The organism is Streptomyces sp. NPDC043685 (assembly GCF_056436585.1).
Window position 1 is genome coordinate 118,365 of record NZ_JBWKCH010000001.1, and the last position, 18,858, is coordinate 137,222.

At 71.2% G+C, this 18,858-nt stretch carries 20 protein-coding genes and 1 pseudogene; 16 read left to right on the forward strand and 5 right to left on the reverse strand.

All coding sequences use genetic code 11. The features are described from left to right. Positions 1 to 7: 7 nt before the first annotated feature. The 7 genes from AC0665_RS00590 to AC0665_RS00620 all read left to right on the forward strand — a co-directional run bounded on the left by AC0665_RS00590 (position 8) and on the right by AC0665_RS00620 (position 4,200). On the forward strand, positions 8 to 997 hold the full coding sequence (locus tag AC0665_RS00590) for a type II secretion system F family protein (protein ID WP_478704173.1): 990 nt from the start codon (positions 8 to 10) through the stop codon (positions 995 to 997). Then, positions 997 to 1,920 carry a type II secretion system F family protein gene (locus AC0665_RS00595; protein ID WP_363120949.1) on the forward strand — a complete coding sequence of 308 codons (924 nt, stop codon included), beginning with the start codon at positions 997 to 999 and terminating at the stop codon, positions 1,918 to 1,920. Before AC0665_RS00590 ends, AC0665_RS00595 begins: the two co-directional genes overlap by 1 nt. An 88-nt stretch (positions 1,921 to 2,008) precedes the next feature. Then, a complete protein-coding gene (locus tag AC0665_RS00600) occupies positions 2,009 to 2,260 on the forward strand; it encodes a hypothetical protein (protein WP_359152711.1) in 252 nt (83 codons plus the stop codon). A gap of 46 nt (positions 2,261 to 2,306) precedes the next feature. Beyond that, a complete protein-coding gene (locus AC0665_RS00605; RefSeq protein WP_468406461.1) occupies positions 2,307 to 2,768 on the forward strand; it encodes a TadE family protein in 462 nt (153 codons plus the stop codon). Then, positions 2,769 to 3,197, forward strand: a complete 429-nt coding sequence (locus AC0665_RS00610) for a TadE/TadG family type IV pilus assembly protein (RefSeq protein WP_363120951.1) — start codon at positions 2,769 to 2,771, stop codon at positions 3,195 to 3,197. 5 nt (positions 3,198 to 3,202) lie between these two features. Then, positions 3,203 to 3,664 (forward strand): TadE/TadG family type IV pilus assembly protein, encoded by a 462-nt coding sequence (locus AC0665_RS00615; protein ID WP_468407620.1) that lies wholly within the window; start codon positions 3,203 to 3,205, stop codon positions 3,662 to 3,664. 305 nt (positions 3,665 to 3,969) lie between these two features. Next, the gene (locus AC0665_RS00620) at positions 3,970 to 4,200 is read left to right on the forward strand and encodes a hypothetical protein (protein ID WP_468406464.1); all 231 of its coding nucleotides are present in this window, start codon (positions 3,970 to 3,972) and stop codon (positions 4,198 to 4,200) included. Positions 4,201 to 4,263: 63 nt separating this feature from the next. On the opposite strand, the gene AC0665_RS00625 is transcribed toward AC0665_RS00620, so the two are convergent. From AC0665_RS00625 to AC0665_RS00635, 3 genes are all read right to left on the reverse strand, one after another. Next, entirely contained in the window at positions 4,264 to 4,626 is a 363-nt protein-coding gene (locus tag AC0665_RS00625) for a hypothetical protein (protein WP_478605338.1), read from the reverse strand. Positions 4,627 to 4,714: 88 nt separating this feature from the next. Further along, on the reverse strand, positions 4,715 to 5,767 hold the full coding sequence (locus tag AC0665_RS00630) for a hypothetical protein (protein WP_478605335.1): 1,053 nt from the start codon (positions 5,765 to 5,767) through the stop codon (positions 4,715 to 4,717). After that, positions 5,764 to 6,411, reverse strand: a complete 648-nt coding sequence (locus AC0665_RS00635) for a hypothetical protein (protein ID WP_478704174.1) — start codon at positions 6,409 to 6,411, stop codon at positions 5,764 to 5,766. The genes AC0665_RS00630 and AC0665_RS00635 overlap by 4 nt, the downstream gene beginning before the upstream one ends. A 437-nt stretch (positions 6,412 to 6,848) precedes the next feature. Between AC0665_RS00635 and AC0665_RS00640 the strand changes: the two genes are divergently transcribed. The 7 genes and pseudogenes from AC0665_RS00640 to AC0665_RS00670 all read left to right on the forward strand — a co-directional run bounded on the left by AC0665_RS00640 (position 6,849) and on the right by AC0665_RS00670 (position 14,504). Beyond that, a complete protein-coding gene (locus AC0665_RS00640) occupies positions 6,849 to 9,737 on the forward strand; it encodes a BTAD domain-containing putative transcriptional regulator (RefSeq protein WP_478704175.1) in 2,889 nt (962 codons plus the stop codon). Further along, positions 9,734 to 10,462 (forward strand): prepilin peptidase, encoded by a 729-nt coding sequence (locus AC0665_RS00645; protein WP_478704176.1) that lies wholly within the window; start codon positions 9,734 to 9,736, stop codon positions 10,460 to 10,462. Before AC0665_RS00640 ends, AC0665_RS00645 begins: the two co-directional genes overlap by 4 nt. Positions 10,463 to 10,487: 25 nt before the next feature. Further along, a complete protein-coding gene (locus AC0665_RS00650; RefSeq protein WP_478704177.1) occupies positions 10,488 to 11,462 on the forward strand; it encodes a lysostaphin resistance A-like protein in 975 nt (324 codons plus the stop codon). 70 nt (positions 11,463 to 11,532) lie between these two features. Continuing rightward, the gene (mqnC, locus tag AC0665_RS00655; RefSeq protein WP_363120961.1) at positions 11,533 to 12,732 is read left to right on the forward strand and encodes a cyclic dehypoxanthinyl futalosine synthase; all 1,200 of its coding nucleotides are present in this window, start codon (positions 11,533 to 11,535) and stop codon (positions 12,730 to 12,732) included. Between the two features lie 7 nt (positions 12,733 to 12,739). Then, positions 12,740 to 13,402, forward strand: coding sequence for a hypothetical protein (locus AC0665_RS00660; RefSeq protein WP_478704178.1), 663 nt, complete (start codon positions 12,740 to 12,742; stop codon positions 13,400 to 13,402). A gap of 239 nt (positions 13,403 to 13,641) precedes the next feature. Continuing rightward, positions 13,642 to 13,812: pseudogene (locus AC0665_RS00665) on the forward strand (acyltransferase family protein); the annotation flags it as partial. Next, a complete protein-coding gene (locus AC0665_RS00670) occupies positions 13,809 to 14,504 on the forward strand; it encodes a demethylmenaquinone methyltransferase (protein WP_363120967.1) in 696 nt (231 codons plus the stop codon). The pseudogene AC0665_RS00665 and the gene AC0665_RS00670, both read left to right, overlap by 4 nt. 32 nt (positions 14,505 to 14,536) lie before the next feature. Here the strand turns inward: AC0665_RS00670 and AC0665_RS00675 are convergent, their stop codons facing one another. Continuing rightward, positions 14,537 to 15,061: a GNAT family N-acetyltransferase gene (locus AC0665_RS00675; RefSeq protein ID WP_468635367.1), complete on the reverse strand. Its 525-nt coding sequence runs from the start codon at positions 15,059 to 15,061 to the stop codon at positions 14,537 to 14,539. A gap of 100 nt (positions 15,062 to 15,161) precedes the next feature. Between AC0665_RS00675 and AC0665_RS00680 the strand changes: the two genes are divergently transcribed. Beyond that, entirely contained in the window at positions 15,162 to 16,454 is a 1,293-nt protein-coding gene (locus tag AC0665_RS00680) for a geranylgeranyl reductase family protein (RefSeq protein WP_363120969.1), read from the forward strand. Positions 16,455 to 16,927: 473 nt separating this feature from the next. On the opposite strand, the gene AC0665_RS00685 is transcribed toward AC0665_RS00680, so the two are convergent. After that, entirely contained in the window at positions 16,928 to 17,773 is an 846-nt protein-coding gene (locus AC0665_RS00685) for a C40 family peptidase (RefSeq protein WP_478605322.1), read from the reverse strand. 724 nt (positions 17,774 to 18,497) lie between these two features. Here AC0665_RS00685 and AC0665_RS00690 point away from each other — a divergent pair. Continuing rightward, positions 18,498 to 18,857 carry an NADH-quinone oxidoreductase subunit A gene (locus AC0665_RS00690; protein WP_003992243.1) on the forward strand — a complete coding sequence of 120 codons (360 nt, stop codon included), beginning with the start codon at positions 18,498 to 18,500 and terminating at the stop codon, positions 18,855 to 18,857. Position 18,858: the final 1 nt, after the last annotated feature.

Here is an 18,858-nt window from a genome sequence, read left to right on the forward strand (position 1 = left end):
GCCGGCGATGAACACGACTCTCGCGGCTGTCGGCTCGCTCGGCTCCATGGGCGGCCTGTTCTCCACCACCGTCCTGTACTCGATCGGGAGCGGCGTCGCCGTCGGCGGCGGACTGGCCCTCCTCGTCGTCGCCGTACGCGGGCTGCCGGCCAAGCCCGACCACGAGAAGCAGAAGGCCGCCGAGCGGGCGAGCGAACTCATCCGCTTCGCCGGCCGGCGCGGCTCGCTCGCCGCCATCGTCGGCCTGGTCGTCCTGGTCCTCACCCGCTGGGCCGTCGCGGGCCTGGCCGCCGGTGTCCTCGTCTTCTTCTGGGACCGCCTGTTCGGCGGCGCCGGCGAGGAGCGGGCCGCCATGCGCCGCGTGGAGGCCCTGGCCTCCTGGACGGAGTCGCTGCGCGACACCATCGCCGGTGCGGTGGGCCTGGAGCAGGCCATCCCGGCCTCCGCCCGCGCGGCGGCCCCCGTCCTGCGCCCCCATCTCGACGCCCTCGTCGACCGGCTGCGCGCCCGCACCCCGCTGCCGGAGGCGCTCCAGCAACTCGCCGACGAGATCGACGACGCCTCCGCCGACATCATCGTGGCGGCTCTCATCCTCAACGCCCGCCTGCGCGGCCCGGGTCTGCGCCAGGTCCTCGGCGCCCTGGCCAAGTCGGCCCGCGAGGAGGTCGACATGCGCCAGCGGGTCATGGCCCAGCGCGCCTCGACCCGCAGGTCCGTGCAGATCGTCGTCGCGGTCTCTGTCGCGTTCGTCCCCGGCCTGTCCATCTTCAACCGCGACTTCGTGGCGCCGTACGGAACAGCCGTGGGCCAGCTCGTCCTGGCCTGTGTCTGCGGCCTGTTCGCGCTCGGCTTCTGGTGGCTGCGCAAGCTGTCCACCATCGAGACGCCCGAGCGCTTCCTGGTCCGTGACGAGGCCTCCGTCCAGTTCGTCCGCCCGAGGACGCCGTCGCACGCGCAGTCCCCGCAGCGGCTGCCGCAGGAAGAGGGGGCTCGCTGATGGACCTCACGATGCCGCTCGTCGTCGGCGCCGTCCTCGGCCTCGGCCTCTACGCCCTCGTCCGCGCCCTCATGCCCGGCAAGCGCAGCGCGATCTCACAGGTCGCGCGGATCGACGCGATGCGGGCCCGCGGCTCGGCCTACGAGTCGGCCCGGGTCGAGCGGGAAAAGGGGCGCATGGGCGCGCTGCGGGCCGAAGTCGGCCTGCGCGTCTCGGAGTTCTACCTCCAGCAGGGCTGGGAGCAGCGCTCGCTGCGCGCGGACCTCGCGGTGCTGGACCGCAGCTGGGAGAAGTTCCTGGCGACGAAGGTGCTGCTGGGCGTGGCCGGGCTGTTCTTCGGTCCGTTCCTGTTCGCCATCGTCTACACCCTGGGCTTCGGCAGGAGCCCGATCATCCCGGTCTGGCTGGCCCTGCTCTTCGCGGTGGTCTTCTTCTTCCTGCCCGACCTGGAGGTACGGCGGGACGCCGCCGAGAAGCGGCGCGACCTGCGGCGGGTGATCGGCGCCTACCTCGACCTGGTGTCGATGAGCCTCGCCGGCGGACGCGGTCTGCCCGAGGCGCTGATGGCCGCGGCCGAGATCTCCGACGGCTGGGCCAACCAGCGCATCCGCAACGCCCTGTCCGACGCCCGCATCACCGGCGTCAGTCAGTGGCAGGCGCTCGGCGCCCTCGGCGAGGAGATCGGAGTCGAGGAGCTGAAGGACCTCTCCGCCTCCCTGGCCCTGGTCGCGGACGACGGTGCCAAGGTCCGCGAGTCCCTCGCCTCCCGCGCCGAGACCATGCGGCACCGTGAACTCGCCGAGATCGAGGGCAGCGCGGGCGAGAAGTCCCAGTCGATGCTCGTGGCACAGCTGCTGCTGTGCGCCGGGTTCCTGGTGTTCCTGATCTTTCCGGCGGCGATGCGGGTGTTCCAGGTGCAGTGAGCCGTGCATGAGCCTCGCGGTGAGCTCGCGGTGAGCGACCTTCACAACTCCAGAACTCCGTGAACCGATTTCGAAAGGACAAGACGTCATGAACGGACGCACCTTCCACACCGGCATCCCGGCCGTGGACTTCCTCGTCACCTTCCTCCAGGCCCGCACCGAGCGGGTCCGCTCCGGCGAGCTGGACCGCGGTGCCTCCGCGGTCGAGTGGGTCATCATCTCCGCGGTCGTCGTGGCGATCGTCGGTGTCGTGGCCGCCATCATCAACGCCGCGCTGAGCGAGGGCGCCAACAAGGTCGGCGACTGCATCAAGGGCGCGGACGCGGGCAAGACCTGCTGATCGCCCGAGGACCATCAGGAGCATCAGAGCAACGGGGTTCACGGGGATGCCGGCAGACGTCAGCAGACGGGCACGCCGCTGGGTGCGGGCCGCACGGGAACGGGCGGCCACCCGCGGCGACTCAGGCATGACCGCGATCGAGTTCGTGCTGCTCACCCCCGTCCTCTTCTTCATGATCTTCGCGACCGTGCAGTTCGCCCTGTACTTCTTCGCGGACCACGTCGCCCAGGCGGCGGCCCAGGCCGGAGCCCGCAAGGCACGTGCCACGGCCGACGAGCAACCGGGCGCGTGGCGGGGCGAGGCACGGGACGTCGTGGACAGCTACATCCGCCAGCTCGGTCCCCAACTGGTCCTCTCCCCGGACGTGACGATGGTGCAGCCGGAGCAGAACACGGTGGGGGTGGAGATCGCGGCGAGGGTGCCGACGGTGTTCCCCGGCCTTGACCTGACGGTGCACGCGCAGTCGGTCGGGCCGGTGGAGCGGTTCGTGCAGGACGAGGGGAACTGAATGTCCGTCCCTTCTCTCCCCGGGGGCCGTCGGTCCGCGGACGACAGCGGTCTGTCCACCGTCGAGGTCGTGATCCTCGCGCCGGTGATGATCCTGTTCATCCTGGTCCTGGTGGCGTTCGGCCAGCTCGTGGACGGCCGCGGAGCGCTCGACGGCGCGGCCCGGGACGCGGCCCGCGCAGGCTCGATCCAGAAGGACCACGCGACGGCCATGGCCGAGGCGAAGAAGGCCGCCGAGGCGGACCTCGCGGACGTGTGCTCGGGCCCGGTGTCCGTCACGCAGACCAGCCAGGGCTTCGAACCGGACACCATCTTCACGGTCGAGGTGAGCTGCCAGGTGCGGGGCCTCGCCATGCTCGGCCTGGACGTCCCGACGACCCTGTCGTCGAGCTTCAGCTCCCCGCTCGATCCGTTCCGGAGGTCGGTGTGAGACGTCTGCGGTCCTTCCGGCGGTCGTGGTGGGCGGCCCGGGGCGCGCGCCTGGACGACCGCGGCTCCGGCGCCGGCGCGGTCATCATCTTCGCGCTCGTCTTCCTCTCCCTCTCCGCGTTCGTGATCGACGGCGGCCTGTCCATCTCCAAGCGGGAACGCGCCGCCGACATCGCCGAACAGGCGGCTCGTTACGCGGCCCAGGACATCGACAAAGAGGCCCTGTACGAGAACGAGGGCGGCCCGGCGCCGATCAACTTCGAGAACTGCGATGCCCGCGTGAAGGCCTTCGCCCGCGAGATGGACATGACGGGCGCGGACATCGGCGCGACCCACTGCGTGGCGGCGAACGCGGAGCAGGTCGAGGTCGAGGTGCAGCTCACCTACTCCCCGGTCTTCACGGGCATGTTCTACGGCGGTGACGTGGTGGTCCACGGCCAGGCGGTGGCGCAGAACGAGGTCGGCTGAGCCGGAGCGGAACCTCCGGCGAATCTGCACACCGTTCACCGTGAGGTCGGGACGGAGAGGGCCGGAAACCGAGAGGGGCCCATGTGCCGCCCCGCGGAACGCATTTCCGTACCGCGAAGTGGCAGAAGGAGTGAAGACCAGGGGGACCGGTGTGACCGATCGGTCACACCCGTGAATACGCGCCCCGAATTTCGCGCACACCCCTTTCCACGGACCGGGCACTGACTGGCCGCTCCTTCTTCCGGCGTGCTTTGATCAATCGCGCTCGAGCACTTCGCATCATTGAACGAAGGGAACCGCCCCCCATGGCCTTCACCCCGCAGATCCAGACCGCCCAGATGTCCGACGCCGAGCTGGACACCGTCGCCGGCGGCCAGGCGGGCGGTGTCGCCGCGGGTGCCGGTGCCGCAGCCGGCCTCTACGTCGAGACCACGGCCGCCGGCCTCACCGCCGGCGTGGGCGGCGGCGTGGGCCTCGCCGTCTCGCCGCAGGGCATCGCGGCGGACCTGCACCTCAACGCGGCCGTCGCTTCCTGACCCAAGCGCGGAAAAGGCCCCGGGTCCACGGACCCGGGGCCTTTCGCTTATCTCTGGCGGGACTCATTCGCGACCCGTACCGCCCTGACCGCCCTTACCGCTTTTAACGCCCCGTTTGTCCTCGGTCTTCACGGCGTCGTTCACCTTCTTGGCGAGTTCGTCGTCCAGCTTCTTGAACTCGCGCACCACCGCATCGGACATGCTCGCCAGCGCGTCCAACTGCTGTGTGATGTCCTCACGTCCGTCTTCCCAGTTGGACTCGAAATCGTCGAGCGCGTCATTGACGGAGCCGTCGCCGATGTCGTCCTTGTACGACTCGAAGAGCTTCCTGGTGTGATTCAGGCGGGTCTTGAGGGACCGCAGCCGACGCCCGTAGCTCTCCAACTCGGTGAGCGGAAGCGCGAGGTCGCTCTTGCCTTTGCCCATGCGGCAGCCCCCTTGGCATCGGACACCCTGATCTCGGCAGAACCGTACCCCGGCCTGTTCTTTCGCCGGGTCGGGTCCCCCGTGCCGGTCAGCGGTTGATCGACTGGATCTCCTGGACGTTCATGTCCTGGGTCGTCTCGAAGGTGCCGTCGGGCAGGTCGCCGCCGGTGCCGTCGGAGCCCTGCCAGGTGATCTTCCAGGTGACGCTGGCGGAGAGCCGGTAGGGGGTGCCGTCGGTCGCGCGGAGGTAGCGGATGCCGCACGGTGGGGTCTTGTCGGCGGACCCCTCGGTGTACGGGGTGCCGATCGAGCCGTCGTCGCCGATCTCGCAGTCGCCTGAGGAGGGGAAGACCTCGGCGTCCTCGGTCCCCGGGTCCAGGTGCAGGGCGACCGGCTTGGCGGTGGTCTCCGCCCACAGGCCCGTACCGGGGAGCTCCGCGCGGACCTCGACGTCCTTGAAGGTGCCCTTGTCCAGCCAGACCCAGGTCGGCAGGTTCACCGTCGACTTGACCGCCGGCTTCAACTCGACCTCGGTCTCGGGCACCTTGACCTTGTCGTAGGCGTAGTCGGCGAGGATCTCCGGGGTGGGGGCGTTCGGCACGTCGGGGATCTCGCCCGCGTCCTGCCAGAACATCAGCCGGCTGCACAGGGTCGTGTCGTCGAGCTCGGTCACCTTCGGTGCGACCCCGCGCCAGAAGTAGCCCTTCTTGCCGAGGTTGTAGTCCTTGTACCCCTTCACGGTCGCCGGCTTCGTGAAGATGGTGGTGGCGTCCTTCTCGTCCCTGAAGTGGTCGGTCCACAGCTTCGATCCGTACCAGCCGTCGCGCAGACCGGCGTCGCCGCTGCCGTCGTTCTCCGAGAAGTCCTTCAGCTGCTCAGGGGTGAAGACCGGCTCGTACCAGCACGGCGGCGGCTTCCAGTTGAGATCCGTCGAGGCGACGGTGCCCTCTTTGCCGCCGGTGGGGCCGCTCTTCTGGGTGACCTTGATGCGGGAGTGGGAGGCGGACGCGGATATCTCGTCGTTCTTGGCCCCGCCTCCGTAACTGCCCTCGCCGCCGAGAGCGACGGCGGGGACGGGGGCGAGGAGGATTCCGGTGAGCGAGAGGACCGTGAGGGGCCGCAAGGCGTGTGAGGGCCTCACTTGGGGCAGCCACCCCGCTCCGAGCGGGCCGACACTGCCTGCCACACACCCTGGGGGCTCTTGCCCATGGAGATCATGTAGAAGACCTCGGGGTCCGTGCCCGCCGGGTTGCCCTTGACCTCGCCGGTCTTGCGGTTCCTCGTGGAGGCCTTGCTCTCGTCGGTGCAGTAGGAGAGGGAGGCCGCCGCCTTGTCCTTGGAGAGGGTGACCTTGGGATCGAACACGGGCAACGTCCCGATGACCGTCAGGTTCTTGTCCGTGTAGGACCTGATCCACTGCTGACTCTGCAGGAAGCCGTTCTTGGTGTCGTAGAAGGCGCGGTCCTTGCTGTCGGGGTCGTTCTCGATGATCGCCTCGTACCCGGCCCGGAGCTGCTCCTTGCCGTCATCGAGCACCGCCTGCTCCACCGGATCGCTGCTCGTCCAGTTCTCGAACGTCAGCCGGAAGCTGTCGGGGAGCTTGATGACCGGGCGCTTGACGCCGGGTGCCGTGGACGACTTCGACGCCGCCGGGCCGGGGGAGCTGTCGCCCGCGCCCTTGATGTCGTCCGACGACGCGTCACCGCCCCCGCCGCATGCGGTCAGAAGCAGTGCCGCCGTCGCGGCGAACGCTGCGGCAGCGGTGGTCAGTGCGCGGCGGGCCACAGTTGATCTCCCCGTGAGTTTCGGTGTACGCAACAGGGAACGAAGCTATCAGGGGTGGGCCGGGGTGCTTCGAGGGCCAGTGGTGGGTTGCGTGGGGATCGTGAGAGGCCTGCGTGGCACTTGCGAAGACGCTGCTCCCGGGCGTCCGGCTCAAGGGTGAACACCCGTGACGTCGGGGGTGAATCGGACGTCCGCGGGGATGTGTCGATCCGCCCTTCGACGACCCCGGGGACAGTCCATAAGATCTCTGTAGGCTCAGCACACTCCTCACTCCACAGCTCGGCCTCACCCACTTCACACACGACCCCAGGACACCCGCCATGCCGCGACGCCGCACCTCAAGCTCGTCAAGCTCGACGGGAAGTACACCGGGAACGACGGGAAGAACGGGACCGGCGGGGACCACGGGTGCCCCCAGGAACCGGACGCCGCAACCGGTGAGGATCCGGCGGCGGTCGTTCGGGGACTTCGTCAAGGCGTTCCTCGCCTTCGTCGCCCTGGCCGTGCTGCTCGTCGGCGTGCCGGGCGCGCTGGCCACGCAGATCGGGTGGCCGCTGCCGAACGGGGTGCCGAGCCTGGACTGGCTCCAGCAGGAGATCACGGTCCACACGTTCCTGAACATCCTCACCGTCGTCGTGTGGCTGGCATGGGCCCAGTTCACGGCGTGCGTGCTCGTGGAGATGAAGGCCGCGCTGTCGGGCGTCGGCGTGCCGGGGCGGGTGCCCGGTGCCGGTCCGAGCCAGTTGCTGGCGCGCCAGCTCGTCGCCGCGCTGCTGCTCGTCGGCGCGACCGCCGCCAGCTTCGCGCCCGGTCTGTCGCAGCTCGGGCAGAGCTACGACGCCCACCACAAGCCGGCCGCCGCGGCAGCCCAGGCCACCCCGGGCCTCTTCGCCCAGCAGCAGGAGCAGGCCTCCGGTGCCGCCGCGGCCCTCGCCGAGCAGGCCTCGCACGCCGCCGCCCACGCGGACGCCGGTGGCGGCACCGCCCGGCAGGGCGACACGAAGTTCTACCGGATCCAGCCGCCTGAGGGCCGTCACCACGACTCCCTGTGGGAGATAGCCCAACGGCATCTCGGTGACGGGCGCCGGTACAAGGAGATCTTCGAGCTCAACAAGGACCGGGTGCAGCCGGACGGGTCCAAGCTCTCCGAGGCCAGTCTCATCCGGCCCGGCTGGATCATGGAGATGCCCGGCGACGCCCGCGGCGGCGATCTCGTCGAGATGCCCCATGAGGCGCCCGACGTGTCGCCCGAGGTGCAGCAGCAGATCAGCGACTACGCGCGGACCGGCGACCACGCCCAGGGCGGAGGCGGCGCCCAGGGCGGCGGCGACCAGGCGGGGGGCGGCGGTGCCACCCAGGTGTCCGTCCCCGAGCAGCAGCGGCCCGCCCACGACGCCGGACACCGGCAGGCGACCGCCGTCGGCGCCGAGTCCGACAGCGCCTTCGGCCTGCCCGAGGCCCTCCTCACCGCGCCCCTCCTCGCCGCCGGTCTCCTCGGCGCCCTGGGCCGGCGCCGCCGGCAGGCGCTGTGGCAGTCGGCGTTCGGCTCCCTCGGCGGACGGCGCGGCATGGAGCCGCCCACGCCGACCGGGGACGCGCAGGACGTCCAGGACGCGCTGCTCGTCGGCGCCGACCCCGAGGGCGTACGGCTGCTCGACCGGTCCCTGCGCGGTCTCGCCGCCTGTCTCGCCGAGGAGTCGCGGGCCCTGCCGGTCGTGTACGCGGCCTGGCTCAGCAACGGCGACCTGCACCTCCAGCTCGCCCAGCCCGCCGGTAAGCCCCCGGCCCCCTGGCAGCAGGGACAGGACCAGACGTTCTGGATGCTGTCCCGCGCCGACGCCGAGCGCTACGAGGACGTCGACACGGCCGCCCCCTACCCGGGCCTGGTCAGCCTCGGCACCATGGACGACTCGCGGCTGCTGCTCAACCTGGAGGCCGTGCCCGGCATCGTGTCGCTGAGCGGACGCGAGGCCGACCGGGCCGCCGTCTTCGCCTCCGTCGCCGCCGAGTTGGCGACCAACGGCTGGTCCGACCGCATGACCATCACGCTCGTCGGCTTCGGCGAGGACCTCACCCCGCTCGCCCCCAACCGCATCCGGCACCTCGAGGACGTCGAGGCGCTCGTCGAGACCATGGAGGCCGAGACGCGGCAGCGGCGCGGAGCGCTGGGCGCCGCCGGGCACGACTCCGTCCTGACCGGGCGCACCGGGCCCGCCCAGCACACCCGCTGGGCCCCGCACCTGGTCCTGCTCGCCGCGCAGCCGTCCGCCGAGGACGCCGTCAAGCTCGCCGAACTGGCCTCCGACGCGAGCCGGCTCGGCATCGGCTACCTCGTCGGCACCGAGACGGGCGATCTGCCGGGCGCCGCCTGGGAGATGGAGATCACCGGCGAGGGCAAGCTGCTCGCGCCGCTCCTCGGGCTCGAACTCGACGCGCAGTCGCTTCCCGTGGCCCAGCAGCGAGCCGTGGTCGAGCTGTTCGTGGAGGCCGACCCGGAGCGGGGGCCCGACGGGCCGACGACCGCCCCGCCGTTCCTCGTCGACATCAGCGAGCAGGGGCGGCCGGCCGTGTACGCCCGGCTTGTCGGGCCGTACGAGATCATCGGCCTGGAGGAGCCGGACGGGGAGCGCAGCGCGCTGCTGCACGAGGCGCTCGCCCTGCTGCTCCTGCACCGCGAGGGCGTGCACCCGCGGGTGCTGTCCTCCGCGCTGTGGCCGCGCGGTGTCACCGACGACGTCCGCAACGCGCTGCTGGACCGGCTGCGCGACTGGCTCGGCACCGACCCCGACGGCACGCCCCGCCTGGCCACCGACGGTTCGGGCCGGCTGACGCTCGCCAAGACGGTCGTCTCCGACCTGGACGTGCTGCGCTCCCTCTACCACGAGGCCACGCAGGGCAGGGGCGTCGGCAGCCGGGCCGTGCGCGGGCGGCTGCTCACCGACGCGCTGGTGCTGGTGCGCGGGCCGCTGCTCGCCGACCGGCCCGAGGGGCGCTACCGGTGGCTCACCCACGAGATCGTCGACGCCCAGCTGCCGCTGCTCGTCGCGGACACCGGGCTCGCGCTGTGCGCGTTCCACATGGAGAAGGACCGCGCGGAGAAGGCCATCGAGGCGCTGAACGCGGCCCTGCGCACCGCGCCGGCCGACGAGCGCCTGTGGCACGAGATGCTGCGCGCAACGCACGCCACCGGTGACGAGGACCGCCTGCGCGCCCTGGCCGCCGACCTCGTCACCCGCGGTGGTGCGCGCGGGCTGGCGCCGCGTACCGAGGCGCTGCTCGACGAGCTGCTGCCGTCCTGGCGCGACGCGATCGCCGCGGCCGGATGAACACCGGGGTGCTGGTCCTCGCCGCCGCGCTGTGGGGCGCGGCGGCGGGAGCGCTGCTGCCGCGCGCGGCCTACCGGTTCTCCGCCCCCTCGGGGGAGGCCTGGCGTAAGGAGTGCCCCGGCGGGCACGCCGTGCGGGGCTGGCTGGGACGGGCGGCGTGCGCGCGGTGCGCGGAGCCCGGGTTCGGGCCGCGTGCGGCCCCCCTGATGATCGCCACCGCCCTGGTCTGCGCCGCCCTGGCCGCCGCGACCGGCACCCGCCCCGAGCTCGGGGTCTGGCTGCTGCTCGCCCCGGTCGGCGTCCTGCTCACGGTGGTCGACCTCCGCGTACGGCGCCTGCCCGACCCCCTCACCCTCCCCTTCGCCGCCGCCGCACTCGCCCTGCTCGGCCTCACCGCCCTCGTCCCCGAACACGCGGGCGTCTGGACGACCGCCCTGCTCGGCTCCCTCGCGCTGGGTGCCGGCTACTTCGTGCTGTTCCTCATCAACCCCGCCGGCATGGGCTTCGGCGACGTCAAACTCGCCCTCGGCACCGGCGCGGTCCTCGGCTGGTACGGCTGGCCGACGGTCATGCTCGGCACCTTCGCCGGCTTCCTGCTGGGCGCGCTGTACGGCGTCGCCCTGATGATCGCCCGCCGGGCCACCCGCAAGACGGCCATCCCCTTCGGCCCGTTCCTGATCGCGGGGGCGTTCCTGGGGCTTGTGGTGGGTTCCTGCACGGCCTGACCCGGGGCCCGGCATCCTTGTGATCATGACAAACATCCCCATGTACCCCGCCGCCCCCTCGCCGTACCCCGCGGCCCCACCGCCCGACGCCACCGGTCACCCCTACCACCGCCTGGACCGCGCCACAGGACGTCACCGCTGGTGGCGGCCGTTGGCCGGGACCCTGCTGCTGAGCGTCGCCTACGTCGTCGCCGTGCTCGTACTGCTGGCCGTCACCTATGGCCTCGGAACGGCGCTAGGCGTGCCGGAACTGCCCGACGGCGGCCCCGACTTAGGGCCGGCCGGGAACACCGCGATGGATCTGGTGGCCATCGCGGCAGCCCTGCCCCTGGTGCTGCTGGCCACCCTGTGGCCGGCGAGACGGCGGGCCGGAACCGTCTCGTCGGTCGCCGGACGGCTGCGGTTCGGCTGGCTGGGGTGGTGTCTGCTGGCCGGGCTGGCGCCCATCGCGCTGCTCACGGTGACGTCCTTCTTCCGGCCGGACGGCTCGGGCGAGTCCGAGACCTGGGTCGGCTGGCGCTCCTTCCTGACGGCCCTGGCCGTGCTGGCCGTTTTCGTCCCGTTGCAGGCCGCGGCCGAGGAGTACGTCTTCCGGGGCTGGCTGACCCAGGCGGTCGGCGCCTTCGTGCGCTCGCCGTGGCTCGCGGTGATCCCGCAGGCCGTGCTGTTCGCCGCGGCCCACGGCTGGGGCACCCGCTGGGGCTTCCTCGGACTGCTGGTGAACGGCCTGGTGATGGGGCTGCTCACGATCCGCACCGGGGGACTGGAAGCGGCGATCGCCCTGCACGTCCTGAACAACCTGCTGGCCTTCGGCGTCTCCGCCGCGATCGTCGACGGACTGTCGTCGGACGAGACCGCCGCCGACGCGCCCTGGTCGCTCGCCCTCACGGCCGTGGTCACCGACCTGCTCTACGCGGCGCTCGTGCTGTGGCTGGCCCGGCGGCGCTCTCCGCAGCGCCTGTCCGCCCCGGCGCCCCACGACCCCGCCCGCACGGCCTGACGTCCGGCCCCCCGAACCCCTGGCGTACGCTGGGCTGGTCCGTCCACAACCCTTACGAAAGGGACGCCCGGTGACCGAGAAGGCCGACCTTCAGCCCATCCTCGACCGTGCAGCCGCCGGTGGGCGGATCACCCCGGACGAGGCGCTCGTGCTGTACCGGGACGCCCCGCTGCACGCGCTGGGCGCCGCCGCCGACGCCGTGCGCCGGCGCCGGTACGCCGGGACCGAGCACATCGCGACGTACATCATCGAGCGCAACATCAACTACACGAACGTCTGCGTGACGGCGTGCCGGTTCTGCGCGTTCTACGCCGCTCCCAAGGACACCGCCAAGGGCTGGACGCGTGACCTGGACGACATCCTGCGCCGCTGCGCGGAGACCGTCGAACTCGGCGGCACCCAGATCATGTTCCAGGGCGGCCACCACCCGGACTACGGCGTGGAGTACTACGAGAAGCACTTCGCGGCGATCAAGAAGGAATTCCCGCAACTGGTCATCCACAGCCTGGGGGCGTCCGAGGTCGAGCACATGGCCCGGATCTCCAAGGTGTCCGTCGAGGAGGCCATCCAGCGCATCCACGCCGCCGGTCTGGACTCCTTCGCCGGGGCCGGTGCCGAGCTGCTGCCCGAGCGGCCCCGCAAGGCCATCGCCCCGCTGAAGGAGTCCGGCGAGCGCTGGCTGGAGATCATGGAGATCGCGCACAACCTGGGTGTGGAGTCCACCTCCACCATGCTCATGGGCACCGGCGAGACCAACGCCGAGCGCATCGAGCACCTGCGCATGATCCGGGACGTCCAGGACCGCACGGGCGGCTTCCGGGCCTTCATCCCGTACACCTACCAGCCCGAGAACAACCACCTGAAGGGCCGCACGCAGGCGACGCTCTTCGAGTACCTGCGGATGATCGCCATCGCCCGGCTGTTCATGGACAACATCGCCCACATCCAGGGCTCGTGGCTGACCACGGGCAAGGAGGTCGGGCAGCTCTCCTTGCACTACGGCGCCGACGACCTCGGCTCGATCATGCTGGAGGAGAACGTGGTGTCGTCGGCCGGTGCCAAGCACCGGTCCAACCGGATGGAGATCATCGATCTGATCCGGAAGGCGGGCCGGGTGCCCGCCCAGCGCGCGACCACCTACGAGCACCTCGTCGTCCACGACGACCCGGCGAACGACCCGGTCGACGACCGCGTGGTCTCGCACATCTCCTCGACGGCCATCGAGGGCGGCACGGCTCACCCCGAGCTGAAGCTGCTGGCGCCCAACTGACCCGACCGTGCTGACGATTCACACCGCCCCGCTGGTCCTGCCGGCGGGCGCGGACCCCGTGGTGGACGGCGCCGTCGTGGTGGACGGCGACCGGATCACCGCCGTCGTGCCGTTTGAGGAGGCCGTCGACGACGCGCCGGGCGCGCGGGTGCGGCGCTGGCCCGGCGTGCTCACCCCGGGGCTGCGCCAGTGGCACCCGCTGTGGCTGCTGCGCCAGTGCTACCACCCCGACCCGCGCGAGGCCGACGAGCTGGGCGAACAGCCTCTGTGGGGCGAGCGGTTGGCCGTCCTGGGTGACCTCGGCGAGTCCCGCTGGTCGGGCAGCGTACGGCGCGGGGTGCAGCGGATGCTGCGCCACGGCACGACCGCGGTCGCCTCGCCCGGGGCCCGTTTCCGCGATCCGCTGGTGGCCACGGCCGTCGCCCGGTCCGGGCTGACCGTCGTGGGGACGACGAACGCTCCCGGGGTGCTGCTCGGTGAGCGGCCCGACCTCGACCCGTTCGCCGAGGGGTACGACCTGCCCGGCACGGTCCACGGCCCGATGACCGTCGGCGGCCGGGCCGACCTGGCCGTCTTCGACGTACCCGACGAGAGGGCCCTGCGGGAGCGCGGCGCGGCCACCTGCGTGGCGACCGTACTGGCGGGCCGGCTGGTGTACCGGGCCCGCTGACCCCCGGGCGGGTCAGCCCGCGAGCACAAGTCCCTCACCGGCAGGGGGACTTCGGGACGCTTCGGACGGGTCGGCATGCCGCTGGTGGTGCTCTTCCGGATCGTCACGCCGGCGGGGGCCTGGGCCGGGATGGTCTTCCCCTCCATGGGGGTGATGTTCGGGCTGGCCGGCACGCTCATGGCGCGCTCCCTCCGGCGCCCCGCGCTGCCTCCCTCGCACCGGTCGCCGCCCTACGGCTCGTCCGGCAGTTCGAGGCATACCTGCCGCTGGACAGCCACGGGTTCATGTTCGGCGTGGGCTGGGTGCTGATCGCGGTGTTCGTGCTGGTGTGCGGCTGGGTGGAGGTCGTGGCGGCACGCAGGAAGCCGCGGCTCCTTCCCGGCGGGGGTGCTGCAAGAATGGGCCCGTGACCCGCGCATCCCTGGACAAGCAGCCGCACGAAGTCGCCTCGATGTTCGACGACGTGGCGGAACGGTACGACCTGACCAACGACGTGCTGTCCCTCGGCCAGGACCGGCGGTGGCGCAAGGAGGTGGCCAAGGCGGTCGACGCGCGCCCCGCGCAGAAGATCCTCGACCTGGCGGCTGGCACGGGCACCTCCTCGCTGCCCTTCGCGCAGACCGGCGCCTACGTCGTCCCGTGCGACTTCTCGCAGGGCATGCTCCAGGTCGGCAAGCAGCGCCGTCCCTGGCTGCCCTACACCGCGGGCGACGCCACCAGGCTCCCCTTCAAGGACGACAGCTTCGACGCCGTCACCATCTCCTTCGGGCTGCGCAACGTGCAGGACACGGACGCGGCGCTGCGCGAGATGCACCGGGTGACCCGGCCCGGCGGACGGATCGTGATCTGCGAGTTCTCGCACCCCACGTGGGCGCCGTTCCGCACGGTCTACACCGAGTACCTGATGCGTGCCCTGCCGCCGGTGGCCCGGGCCGTGTCCTCCAACCCCGACGCCTACGTCTACCTCGCCGAGTCCATCCGCGCCTGGCCCGACCAGCCCGCCCTGGCCGAGCGGCTGGGCAAGGCCGGCTGGTCGCGGGTGGCCTGGCGCAACCTGAGCGGCGGGATCGTCGCGCTGCACCGGGGCTTCAAGGAGAGCTGAGGCCCACGTGGGTGCCTGCGTGTGACCGTCGGCTACGGCGCGTCGACGCCCTGGAGGTCGAGCCGGTAGCAGTGGCCCGTCCGCTGCGAGGCCGGTGTCGTGAAGGTCTCGGCGAGCCGCATGCCCAGGCGCCGGGTCACCGCGATGGACCGGCTGTTGCGGGCGTCGACCAGGGCGACGACGCCCGGCACGCCACAGGCCCGCATCCGCTCCAGCGTCTGCCGCGCGGCCGCGGTGACGTAGCCCCTGCCCCAGTGCTCCCGGCCCAGCCGCCAGCCGATCTCGATCTCGCCCGTCGGGCCCCAGGTCCGCTCCCACGGCTGGGCGCCCGTGAACCCGATGACCCGGCCCGCCTCGTCGAGCACCGTCCACAGGCAGAAGCCGAGCTCGGCGTCGTGCCGGCGCTGGCGGGCGGTGAGCTCCTCGTAGACCGAGAGTTCGGCGGCCCTGCCGCCCTGGAACTCCATGACGTCCGGGTCGTCGAAGATCCGGTGCCAGGCGACGGCGTCCTCGTGGGTGGGGACGCGGAGCCGCACGGCGGGGAGAGCTCGGTTCATGGAGGCAGCCCTTCAGCCGGGTGATCGATGCCGCTGCATAGACTGCCCATGTCCAGTGCCGGTCGGCACGCAAGATTGACGAACTTGGGGAGATCCCGCCGTGACCGTCGTGACCGAGCCCCTCTCCGAGAACACCGCCGATGTGATCGTCGTGGGCGCGGGGCCGGCCGGCTCCACCACCGCCTACCACCTCGCCAAGGCCGGACTCGACGTCCTCCTGCTGGAGAAGACCGAGTTCCCGCGCGAGAAGGTCTGCGGCGACGGCCTCACCCCGCGTGCCGTCAAGCAGCTGGTGGCCATGGGCATCGACATCTCGGAAGAGGCCGGCTGGCTGCGCAACAAGGGCCTGCGCATCATCGGCGGCGGGGTGCGGCTCCAGCTGGACTGGCCGGATCTCGCCTCCTTCCCCGGCTACGGGCTCGTCCGCAAGCGCGACGACTTCGACGAGCAGCTCGCCCGGCAGGCCCAGAAGGCCGGTGCCCGGCTGTTCGAGCGGTGCAACGTGGGCGCCCCGATCGTCGACGACCGCACGGGCCGCATCACGGGCGTGCACGCCAAGCTCGGCGAGGACAAGCGCGAGGTCACCTTCCACGCGCCGCTGGTCGTCGCCGCCGACGGCAACTCCACCCGGCTGTCCCTCGCGATGGGCCTGCACCGCCGCGAGGACCGCCCGATGGGCGTGGCGGTGCGCACCTACTTCACCAGCCCGCGCCACGAGGACGACTACCTGGAGTCCTGGCTGGAGCTGTGGGACCGCCGCGGCGCCGAGGACCGTCTGCTCCCGGGCTACGGCTGGATCTTCGGCATGGGCGACGGCACGTCCAACGTCGGCCTCGGCGTCCTCAACACCTCCGAGTCCTTCAAGGAGCTGGACTGGCGCGAGGTCCTGAAGGCCTGGTGCGCGTCCATGCCGGAGGACTGGGGCTACACCCCCGACAACATGACCGGCCCGATCCGCGGCGCCGCGCTCCCCATGGCCTTCAACCGCCAGCCCCACTACACCAAGGGCCTGCTGCTCGTCGGCGACGCCGGTGGCCTGGTGAACCCCTTCAACGGCGAAGGCATCGCCTACGCCATGGAGTCCGGCCAGATCGCCGCCGACGTCATCGTCCAGGCGCACGCCCGGCCGACGCCCGCGAGCCGCGAACTGGCGCTCCAGCGCTACCCGCGCGTCCTCAAGGACACCTACGGCGGCTACTACACGCTGGGCCGCGCCTTCGTGAAGCTCATCGGCAACCCGAAGGTCATGCAGATCGCCGCCCAGCGCGGGCTCACGCACCCGATGCTGATGAAGTTCACCCTGAAGCTCCTGGCGAACCTCACGGACCCCACGGGCGGCGACGCGATGGACCGCATCATCAACGGCCTGAGCAAGGTGGCCCCGAAGGCCTGATCAGGCGTTCGGCGCCGCGATGCCGGCGGCCCGGCGTGCGTACACCGCGTCCGCCGGTCCGCCGGTCCGCCGATCTGCCGCAGAGCGGCCTTCCGCTCCCGTGCGGCCTTCCGCTCCCGTGCGGAGAGCCGGTTTGGAGCCGCCCGTCGCGGTGACCGGCCTCGTGCGCGAGTCGGGGCAGCGGGCGAAGAGCCGGTGCCTCGATCATGAGCGGCTCGCCGTCCCGGTCGACGTCAACACCCGGCCAGGCCGTGACAATTCGGGCGCGAGATGCCGGAGTGACGGGAGCGCACAGGCGGGCGGCGATGCCGGGCGGCCCTCAGAAGGGCCCTGGCGGCCCCTGGCTCGGCCCGGAGCCGAGCCGAGGGGGTCCGGGCGCCTGGACGGTCCCGGACAGGCCGGGAGGGCCGTTGCCTTCGTGCGGCAGCGGCCCTCAAGCCCGAATGTGCGGATGTGTCAGGAGATGCCCGTCGTCACAGGACGCGGACCGCGCCCGACGCCGGGTAGCCCGACAGGTCCTGGATGACGACGCCCTTGGACGGGTTGGCCGCGTCCAGGTACTGGCCGTTCCCGATGTAGACACCCACGTGGTACGCGGAGCCCTTGCCACCCCAGTACAGGATGTCGCCGACCTGGATGCTGGAGAGCGGGACGTCCGTGCCGGCCATCGACTGGTCCTGCGAGACGCGCGGCAGGTCCACACCAACCTGCTTGTACGCGGCCTGCACCAGGGAGGAGCAGTCCCAGGCGTTGGGACCGGTGGCGCCCATGACGTAGGCGTCGCCCAGCTGGGCCTTGAGGAAGGAGATGACCGTCGCGACGCTGCCGCTGGCGGGCGCCGAGACGGACGTGGAGGTGGACGCGGACGCGGACGCGGAGGCGGACAGCGTCGCGCGCTCGGCGCTGCGCGTGGCGCGCTCGGCGGCGGCCTTGCGGGCGGCCTCGGCGGCCTTCTTCTTGGCCTCGGCCTTCTTCTTCGCCTCGGCGAGGTCCTTCTTGGCCTCCGCGGCGGCCTTGGCGGCGGCCGCGTCACGCTCGGCGCGCAGCTCGTAGTTGGCCGCGGCCTGCTGGGTGGCGGCCGCGGACTGGGCCACCTGAGTGGACAGGTCGGCCGTCAGGGTGGGCAGTTCGATGGTCTGCGTCACCGGCTCGGCGGCGTTCGCCGAAGCCGACGCACCTGCCGCCGCCATGCTGAGGACGCCACCGGCAACTCCGGCACGCACGGCGATCGAAGAGGTCGCGCTGCGGCGGGGCTTCCGGTGGCTGCGTATGTGAGCGGTGTGGGACATGGGAATAACCGGTACCAGGGGCTCCTTCATATCTTCAAGAAACGTGTGCTGCGCCACAGTTGTTCAACCGAGGCCCCAAAAACCCTCGATGAGCCCCTCTATTGACGCCGTAACGGACATTGCGGGCGCACCGTGACCGGCCTGTGATCACGGTGTTTGATCAATACGCCCGAATTGCCCCGCGCCTACCATCGGTTGGCCTGATTGGCCAAGCCCCGTTCTCACGGGCCTCTCATCGGTGTGACGGAGGTCACGGAACGGTCGCCCTGCCGACCGCGTCCCGGCGCGTAGATCACGGCCGTGTCACGACCTCGCGGAGATCGTGAACGCGTGCACGTGTCCACACCTCGCCCCGCGCGACCCCTGACGTGTGAACGCGCCTCTATCAAGAGATCAAGTCCACCGCCAATTTGCATGCACGCGAACCATCTTGATATTGAGACGCCCCCTCCGGCCTGCGCTGACGAGCCAAAATGTCACCTCTCGTGATCACTCGGACGCTTCGCGTGTGAAGATCACCGCTCATCCGACTTCATGATTGATCGTCAGGTGGTGGAGATCACAAAGCTTGTGCAATACCCCGTGTCGCAGATCACAGAGTGTCGGGCATAAGATGCACGCGGTTGGGCTTGTGACCTGCTTCACATGTTCTCGATCTTCGCCGGGGCGGGCGGGGTTCAGGAAACAGGTGGGGCGGAAGTGAGTCCGACGCCAACCGCCAGCAGTCAGTGCCGACTGAGAGGAGCGAGGAGCGGTGAACGCTTATGCGCCCATCCTCGTACTGGGAGCCCTCGGGGCAGGCTTTGCGATCTTCTCCGTGGTCATGGCCACGTTGATCGGGCCCAAGCGGTACAACCGGGCCAAGCTCGAGGCCTACGAGTGCGGAATCGAGCCCACCCCCACGCCGGCCGGCGGCGGGCGCTTCCCCATCAAGTACTACCTGACGGCGATGCTCTTCATCGTCTTCGACATCGAGATCGTCTTCCTCTACCCCTGGGCCGTCACCTTCGACGCCCTGGGGATCTTCGGGCTCGTGGAGATGCTGCTCTTCGTGCTCACCGTCTTCGTCGCGTACGCGTACGTATGGCGGCGCGGCGGCCTGGAATGGGACTGAG